Source organism: Neobacillus niacini (genome assembly GCF_036961885.1).
In the GTDB taxonomy this organism is placed as follows: Bacteria; Bacillota; Bacilli; order Bacillales; family Cytobacillaceae; genus Neobacillus; species Neobacillus niacini_H.
The window spans coordinates 1-7,921 of sequence record NZ_JBALNQ010000096.1 but is presented as its reverse complement, the minus strand read 5'-3'; the positions used below and the strand labels follow the sequence as shown (position 1 = coordinate 7,921).

Sequence of the window (7,921 nt, the reverse complement as noted above, 5' to 3'; positions counted from 1 at the left end):
GACTGGTCTTAGTCATATCAAAATTTTAATAAAAAATAAAACGTGCAGCATTTAAGCTGCACGTTTAGTTATCTTCATCTGTTTCAAATGTAATAGATTCAATTTTTCCGGAGTAGGCATTAATAATCACTTCTGCTTTTTTAGTTTTCGATTGATCGATGTCAACCTCGTATACAAGTTGATCATCTTCCTTATCCAATTTAATTGAAGTGATCGTACCACTAACTTTTTCTAATGCTAATTCTTCTGCTTTTGCGATTGTGATGGGGGTATCAGCCGAAGTAGCAGGTTGATTACCCTTTTGCGGTTCCTTGCTTTCTGATTGGCGACTATCGTTCGTTACAGGGGATGATTGTTTGACAAAAGAAACCACTTCCCCTGTTCGCCGATTTACAATAATGTCATATAGTATCTGATCTTTTACTAGAGTAAGTTTATAGTTTTCCTGATCCGGGCTTATGTTTTTAATCGTACCTCCATATTTTTCTATCATCATTTGACTAACCATGTCTTCTGAATGGATAGAATGGGCCCGATTAAACATTTTTGTTCCACCATACCAAATAATGGTGCCCAGGATAAGAATGAGTAAAACGATAACGGCTATTTTTTTCATTCAATCACCTCACAACATAATTTATTCTAAAACAGTGTAACATGGGTTCTTTAAGAATCGATTAAAGGTATCTTAGAATTGTCTGAGAAGCTTATTGGTAATTTTAGCGTAACCGTTGTCCCTTTTCCTTCCTCACTTTCAATCTTAATTTCACCATGATGGGCAGCGATGATTTTCTTTGCGATTGGTAATCCTAACCCTGAACCGCCTGATTCACGGTTTCTAGCTTTATCTACTCGAAAAAATCGCTCGTATACACGTTCTAATTCTTCTTTTGGAATGCCAATTCCATAATCGGTAATCGCAATGAATAAAAAATTTCCGCTTCTGGAAATGGATATGTCAATTGATTTTTCACTGTATTTTATGGCATTGTCAATAAGTATATAAAGTAATTGTTTGATTTTCTTTTCATCAGCCATAATCAATGGGTGATCTGTGTTTACATGAATCGAAATCTCACGCTGAAACGCTTGCTGTAGATATTTCGATGTTTCACGGCAAATAGCAGCAATGTTTACTTGCTCTATTTTTATTTCCCACTGTGTATCACCCTTCGCTAGTAAAAGCATCTGTTCCGTAAGCTGCTTCATCCGGATTGCCTCGGAATGAATGGCTTCAATGGCTTCTTCCAAAATATCAGGGCGCTTCATTCCCCACCGTTTTAACATATTAGCGTAGCTTTCTACAACGGTAAGGGGAGTCTTTAATTCATGCGAGGCATCTGAAACGAATTGTTCCTGCTTTTTATAATTTTCCTCCAATAAATCCATCATGTTATTAAACGTGTTGGCCATTTGGTCCAACTCATCTTTAGATGATCGGTCTCTTCTTATTTTTTTAAATGTCTTTGAGTTCTGAATCTCTTCCATTGTCTGAATCAGTGTTTTGATGGGACGAAGGATGACTTGACTTAGTATCCGACCACCAATAACGGTGGGAATTAAAATGACGAGAGATGCAACTACTAAAATTATTTTTAGGATTCTTAGTGAATGTTCTACATCTGTTAAGGGTTCTGTTACTTCTAGTGAAACAATTTCATTATTTGTCCAAATAATCGGTATGTGTCCCACTGCGTATAAATGATGATCGATCCCCTCCACATTTATTTGTTCACCTGCTTCATATGAATACGGAAGATGTTGCAGATTGGTATTGCCTTTTACCACTATTAGAATGGGGTTGCCATTAGGAGGCAGGATACGGATCATTCCATTTGGCGGTAAATAAGACCGTAATAAACTATTATAATTAACGGTGGAACGATCGGCTTGTTTTATTCCCTCTAATACATTGCTGATTTCTGTATCAAGTCGTTTGATTGCGTTATCCTTCATTGTTTTATTGAAAACAAAGTAAATGGAGCTATTGGTTAAGACTAGTAGAATAAACAGCCAAAGGGTAGATGTAAGAATAATTTTTGTTTGTATCTTCATATCTTATTTCTTTAACATATATCCAACACCACGAACTGTGTGAATATAAGGTTTTAAAAATGGAGTGTCAACCTTTTTACGTAAATAACGAATGTATACATAGACAATATTTATATCACCGTAATAATCAAACCCCCATACATTTGATAAAAGTTGGTCGAATGTTAGGACTTGATTTTGGTTTTGTAATAAATATAGAAGTAAATCGTATTCTTTTGGTGTTAATTCAATGGATTGGTCAGCGCGCTTTACTTCACGTGTTTTTTCATTTAAGGATAAATCACCAATGCTAAGAGCATAAGCTTCTTCTTGGGAAATTGAGGACCGCATCCAAACTCGAATTCGGGCAAGCAATTCTTCGATTTCAAATGGTTTAGTAATATAGTCATTGGCACCTAAATCTAACCCGCTTACTTTATCTGGCAAGGCATCACGGGCAGTTAATAAAATAACAGGTATCTCGTTATTGACAGAGCGGATTCTCCTTAACACTTCAAGTCCGCTTAATTCAGGTAGCATCACATCTAATAACAGTAGATCCCAATTTCCATTTTGAAATAATGAATAACCCTCTAACCCAGTGAAGGCAGTGCCTGTTTCATATCCTTCATGTTCAAGTTCTAATTGAATCAGCCGTGCAATTTTCTTTTCATCTTCAACAATCAATATTTTTCCTGCGCCCATTCTCAATTGGACCTCCATTTCTTTCACCACTTTAAATTAATTTTTTAATGCAAATTAACTTCTCCCTGGTAGGCTACTCCTTCTTAATCTAATAGGAATGGATTTAGTGCCACCTTCATAAGAAGTCCGAGGTTTAAAGGAAGAGCGCCTAATTTGCTATCTATGGTAAGGCAGTTGTACTTACTCATTTATTTTTTCTGATTAGAGTTATAAGGTTTTAAGAAGTGATCTTGAATACTGTTAACAGACGAGAAGAGTTATAGTTGAAAATCATGTAAATTTATTAAGTAATGATAGACACTGATATTATTATTTTATCTAAAGTCAAGAAAACAATTATGAAATCCTAAAATTTAATGATTCATTACAATGTCACACATCATATAGAGGTAAAAAGAAAAATTGGGTAGCAGGAACAATAATAATATTAATTTGGGTAGGGGTTATCTTTTGGATTGGTTCGTTATTTTTCTAAATACTAAAAAAGCTACTGAAATGTCAGTAGCTTTTTTAAAAAACTTATTTAACTATTCTGCTACCTTTGCATAATAAGAAAAAGGCTACCACAGCAACCTGATCTTAAAGTAAAGCACCCGTTAATGCAATAAGAAATTAACTTCTATTTGCTGGTTTAGCTCAGTAAGAACTATTTAAAAAGTTGCTCAGTAAATACACTTATTGAATATATGTTTTCTTCTAATAAGTTATCAATTATCTGCTTTATTACATGCGGTTCTCGTAAATCCTCGTTTTCAAATGCTAAAAGGCCATTAACTTTTATCCACTTGCTGTCAGTAATTTCATCTTCTTCGAGATTTAATGTACCTCCAGTAACCTCACCAATAAAATGAAATAAAATTACTTGATTGTTCGTATTACTGATAAAATTATATACTCCAGTCGTGCCGATCAGTTTTACATCTAACCCCGTTTCCTCTTTAACTTCCCTCCGAACTGTGATTAGGGATTATTTGCCTTGATAATTGATTTTTCCACTATGTACTGATATCCATAAATAAAAATTGCCAAGCATCCACACAAGAATACACAACTAATCATAGCTTATCTTAAAAAAGTATTAAAGAGAGGAGGAAGAAGTTGTTAGAGGGTAATGATCATAATCAAAAACAAAAGTCGAATAGAGAAATGGACCCTTTTTCAAGATTAATGTTTGGAAACCGTAAACCAAGAGAAAGTTACAAAGAAAGCGAAAATATTTCACAAGAAATTCCGGAACAAAAAGAACAATTATCTTTCGATACCAGATCAAATCATAACGATGATGATTGGTTTTTTGGACGTAGAAGAAAGGAACCTGTATCGGGTAATCAAAACAGGCAGAAACAGACTCAAAACACTCAGAATCAAATAGAAAATTTCATTAACAATGTTGATATTGGATTGCTTATGGAAACCTTTGATACCATAGTTGCTACATCTAAACAATTTAAACCATTAATTAAAGAAATAGCACCTTTTTTTAGTAAAATTTACAAAAAATTTAAAAAGTAGTTTCTTTCTTTAAGAATAGGGTTATTTTAGTTATTGGCTATGTTGAATTTTTATTGTTGATTTTCGACAAGTCGTGGTGCCAAAGTTCTTAAATTACTTTAATCAGCATTTGTCCCATGCTGTTTTATTTTGGGTGCTAGGTTATTATTCCTCCTCCGACGCCAAAAGAGTTTGCGGTTGACATTTAGTTGTATTGCAGACGTTTTTATTGTCTACTAAAGATAGAAGTGAAAAGCCCTTTTTAGGGGCTTGGCTTTAACAATCAGCACTTGTCCCATTCAGATTTATTCTGAATGCATATGATATTATTAAGCCCGCCAGCCTATATAAAGACCTCCGAAGAGGCGTTTGCATTTATTGCAGACGCTTTTTTATTTTTAGAAATTGTTTAAAGAAATCAATGATTTTTTTCAGACAAGAAGATGTTTGTCCAATCAACCCTTGTCTTAAGAAAATATATATACATAGTAGAAGTATTTTTCCAATGAATATTCAATAAAAAGGTGGTGAAAGAATATGTGGGGATCATGTGGATACGGCGGTGGCTACGATGGCGGTGACTACGGCGGTGGTTATGGCGGCGGCAGCAGCTTTGTATTAATCGTTGTATTGTTCATTCTATTGATAATCGTTCTTGCCGTGGTTTAATAAACCAAACGGTAGATTTGGGCTAAGTAAAATCCTATTTAAGCAAGGACTGGAGGTGTTATTAATGAGTGAAGGGCATAGACACGAACATAGACACGAACATAATGACGGTAGGACGTTAGTCGTTGTATTGTTCATTCTACTGATCATCGTAGGGACTGCTTTTATGAGTGGCTACTAAATTGTACGGAACAAAGGGCAGGGTAAGTTAACTGCCCTTTGTTATATAGAGAATTCTGAAATGAAAGGAAGGTGAATTAAATGCCATTTTTTGGATTTGACCGCAGAGATCGGTTTTTTCGTGACGGCTTTAGACGAAGACGGTTTTTCCCCATTGAAATTGAAATTGAAATAGAGAGAAGAAGACGGAGACGGAGACGGTTTTTCCCTATTGAAATCGAAATCGAAATCGAAAGAAGAAGACGGTTTGAAATCGAGAGAAGAAGAAGACGCAGATTCTAATTAAGCAAATGATTTAAACAGTGTTTCCATAGGCCTACGGGCCATTTTTTTTATAGAGAAAGAGAAAGAACATCTGTTGTGAAATAAAAAATTCCACATTTAATTTTTTGCAAATGGTTTATTGCATGAAACTCCCGTTTTGTCCTGCGGATTTATAATTAAATATCCTTTGAATAGAATATTATCTTGTTCATACAGATAGGTAAGGGTTTAGGGGTTTCGCTCCCTTTTCCCCTGTTCACACCATACGTGAGACTTTCACCTCATACGGCGTTCCAACTAATCCAATTCAATTTAACCATAACACTTTTGATATTTAATACCTTCCGTGTCTCCATTCTTCCGTTTCAATAAGTCTGTGCCTCTCGTGGGAGGTGAACCTCTATTAGTCTCACAAGAACCTTATTAACCGATAAAGATTTGCCTTACATGATTAAATGATTCTTCTTTAGTTTAGTGGCTATCCCTACATGTGGATTAGACATTTCATTGGTACTGTGCCACCACTTTCACTGACATAAAGGCAAGTTATACAATAACTAGTATCATTATTGCTTTCCTTACCAACGCTTCTTCGGAAGTAAGCCCTCCACGTTATCAGCTTACAACGTTGAATTATATCTATTTTAGAATGAACTTAGGTACTTCCTGTCAGCCTGTTAGCATTCATACGCCTGTAACGTATCATGGATTTTCATAATAGTTAGTCTTACTCACCCACATCTAACCTAGTTTAAAACCAAGTATTTCTTTATACCATTTTGCTGACAAAGCAAGGTCTCAAGATGCCGAACATACACATGTTTTATATCTTACTTCATGGGATGGCAGACCTGTTCATAGACATCATTTCTCAGGGGTAACCTCTTTTAATGCTGGCCATGAACATCGATATGCAGGAAGTACCGAACCAGCCCCTACTGGAGTACCTCATACACATCATTATTTTACGATTACTTCCTTCAATGACGGGCATAAACATGAAATTAGAGGAGTCACAGGGCCTGCTGTCCCCTTGCCTGAAGGAGGGCATTATCATAAATTTCACGGAGTAACCACTGTAAGCGGCACTCATCCTCATTCACATAAATATAGTGGCAATACAAGCCCTCGTAATTAAACAATCTTAATAACTTTTTGATGACAGTCACTACGTTACAGTACTATAAATCTAAGGAAATATGCCACCACCCTCCACCATGTTAACTATTTTACACTTGTTATATCCTACAATAGTCTTTAGATATTTTTTCAAAAAAAAGCTGAGTCTTTATAGAATCAGCCTTTTTATATTTAAATAATTGTCCTTCTTTCTTCTTGTACTAATCTGCCACGTTAGTGGAACTAGAAAAGCTGCCAAAATGACAGCTCCAATCTTGAACTATTGCACCCGTTTGTTTAAGTAGAATCCTTCACAATCTTTGCTAAACCTTATAAACTCCAAAAAGACACCTTCTTATTAAAGAAAAGCGCCCTATAATGGAATAAAACATCAGTTTCTATTAACTGGTTTAGCTGAATAATGAACAGTTATATAACGGGAGGTTCATGATATAATTATCATAGATAATCGCTTACAGAAACAAAAAGTTATGAATTAATTATTCTGAAAATTAAGTCTTTTGAGAGGCGAACAAAGATGACAATGGAATCAATTAGTAAAGAACAAACTATTTTTAATCACATTGGAAATAAAATCAAAACAGAAGATAGAGAAATTAATATCATTGCTAGATTAGAAGAACCACTAATAGTAATTTTAGGAAATGTTCTGAGTGTCGAGGAATGTGACGAACTAATTAAATTGTCAAAAGACAAAATGCATCGTTCCAAAATTGGAGTTACACACGAAGTAAATGAGATAAGAACAAGTAGTAGTATGTATTTTCAAGAAAATGAAAATGACATCATTACCAAAATTGAAAAAAGAATATCCTCTATTATGAATATACCCATTGAACATGGGGAAGGTATTCAAATTCTCAAATATACTCCAGGTCAAGAGTATAAAGCTCATTTTGATTTTTTTACATCTTCAAGTAAAGCAACAAAAAATAATAGAATTAGCACAATCATCATGTACTTAAATGATGTGGAGCATGGGGGAGAAACTTTTTTTCCTAAACTAAATTTTTCAGTATCCCCACAAAAAGGAATGGCGGTGTATTTCGAATATTTCTATAACGATAAAGACATAAACGAACTAACTTTACATGGTGGAGCACCAGTTATAACTGGTGAAAAATGGGTTGCAACACAATGGATGAGAAGACAAAAAAGTATATTTCTTACTTGAATTCTTTCGTTCCAAGTCGGACACAACCTCTCAAACATCATTGTAAGGACTAAATATTGCTTTGAAATAGAGTTTGATCAAAAATACCTCACAAACCCTTATTTTACGGTAAATAAAAAGAATCCATTTTGAAAAATCTTTTTATCAACATCTAAATTATAAAAAGTCATAAAAAATAAAGGATAATACATATTATACATGACTAATATGTATTATCCCTTTTACTTTTTATTTCACAATCGCGCACGTTACTTGAATAAGAAT

At 34.4% G+C, this 7,921-nt stretch carries 10 protein-coding genes; 6 read left to right on the top strand and 4 right to left on the bottom strand.

Annotated elements, in window-relative coordinates; translation table 11 throughout:
* Window positions 1-64 precede the first annotated feature (64 nt).
* The 4 genes from V7124_RS25955 to V7124_RS25940 form a co-directional block, all read right to left on the bottom strand.
* Window positions 65-616: a PepSY domain-containing protein gene (locus V7124_RS25955; RefSeq protein WP_335419140.1), complete on the bottom strand. Its 552-nt coding sequence runs from the start codon at window positions 614-616 to the stop codon at window positions 65-67.
* 50 nt (window positions 617-666) lie between these two features.
* Window positions 667-2,055 carry a sensor histidine kinase gene (locus V7124_RS25950; RefSeq protein WP_335494799.1) on the bottom strand — a complete coding sequence of 463 codons (1,389 nt, stop codon included), beginning with the start codon at window positions 2,053-2,055 and terminating at the stop codon, window positions 667-669.
* A 3-nt stretch (window positions 2,056-2,058) separates the two neighbouring features.
* Entirely contained in the window at window positions 2,059-2,739 is a 681-nt protein-coding gene (locus tag V7124_RS25945; protein WP_335494802.1) for a response regulator transcription factor, read from the bottom strand.
* A gap of 646 nt (window positions 2,740-3,385) precedes the next feature.
* Window positions 3,386-3,700: an NUDIX domain-containing protein gene (locus V7124_RS25940; RefSeq protein ID WP_335419200.1), complete on the bottom strand. Its 315-nt coding sequence runs from the start codon at window positions 3,698-3,700 to the stop codon at window positions 3,386-3,388.
* A gap of 137 nt (window positions 3,701-3,837) precedes the next feature.
* Here V7124_RS25940 and V7124_RS25935 point away from each other — a divergent pair, with 137 nt between their 5' ends.
* The 6 genes from V7124_RS25935 (at window position 3,838) to V7124_RS25910 (ending at window position 7,657) form a co-directional block, all read left to right on the top strand.
* Window positions 3,838-4,251 (top strand): hypothetical protein, encoded by a 414-nt coding sequence (locus V7124_RS25935; protein WP_335494797.1) that lies wholly within the window; start codon window positions 3,838-3,840, stop codon window positions 4,249-4,251.
* A 516-nt stretch (window positions 4,252-4,767) separates the two neighbouring features.
* Window positions 4,768-4,899: a YjcZ family sporulation protein gene (locus V7124_RS25930; RefSeq protein ID WP_090768394.1), complete on the top strand. Its 132-nt coding sequence runs from the start codon at window positions 4,768-4,770 to the stop codon at window positions 4,897-4,899.
* A 64-nt stretch (window positions 4,900-4,963) separates the two neighbouring features.
* Window positions 4,964-5,080 (top strand): YjcZ family sporulation protein, encoded by a 117-nt coding sequence (locus tag V7124_RS25925; protein WP_335419125.1) that lies wholly within the window; start codon window positions 4,964-4,966, stop codon window positions 5,078-5,080.
* Window positions 5,081-5,160: 80 nt separating this feature from the next.
* Window positions 5,161-5,361, top strand: a complete 201-nt coding sequence (locus V7124_RS25920; RefSeq protein ID WP_335494793.1) for a hypothetical protein — start codon at window positions 5,161-5,163, stop codon at window positions 5,359-5,361.
* Window positions 5,362-6,106: 745 nt separating this feature from the next.
* Entirely contained in the window at window positions 6,107-6,481 is a 375-nt protein-coding gene (locus tag V7124_RS25915; protein WP_335419197.1) for a YmaF family protein, read from the top strand.
* 519 nt (window positions 6,482-7,000) lie between these two features.
* On the top strand, window positions 7,001-7,657 hold the full coding sequence (locus tag V7124_RS25910) for a 2OG-Fe(II) oxygenase (RefSeq protein ID WP_335494790.1): 657 nt from the start codon (window positions 7,001-7,003) through the stop codon (window positions 7,655-7,657).
* The last annotated feature ends 264 nt before the right edge of the window (window positions 7,658-7,921 follow it).

Bases quoted from the DNA above. Each gene is read 5' to 3' on its own strand.
- V7124_RS25920 (WP_335494793.1), top strand. From the start codon at position 5,161: ATGCCATTTTTTGGATTTGACCGCAGAGATCGGTTTTTTCGTGACGGC.
- V7124_RS25955 (WP_335419140.1), bottom strand. From the start codon at position 616: ATGAAAAAAATAGCCGTTATCGTTTTACTCATTCTTATCCTGGGCACC.
- V7124_RS25945 (WP_335494802.1), bottom strand. From the start codon at position 2,739: ATGGGCGCAGGAAAAATATTGATTGTTGAAGATGAAAAGAAAATTGCA.
- V7124_RS25910 (WP_335494790.1), top strand. From the start codon at position 7,001: ATGACAATGGAATCAATTAGTAAAGAACAAACTATTTTTAATCACATT.
- V7124_RS25950 (WP_335494799.1), bottom strand. From the start codon at position 2,055: ATGAAGATACAAACAAAAATTATTCTTACATCTACCCTTTGGCTGTTT.
- V7124_RS25930 (WP_090768394.1), top strand. From the start codon at position 4,768: ATGTGGGGATCATGTGGATACGGCGGTGGCTACGATGGCGGTGACTAC.
- V7124_RS25925 (WP_335419125.1), top strand. From the start codon at position 4,964: ATGAGTGAAGGGCATAGACACGAACATAGACACGAACATAATGACGGT.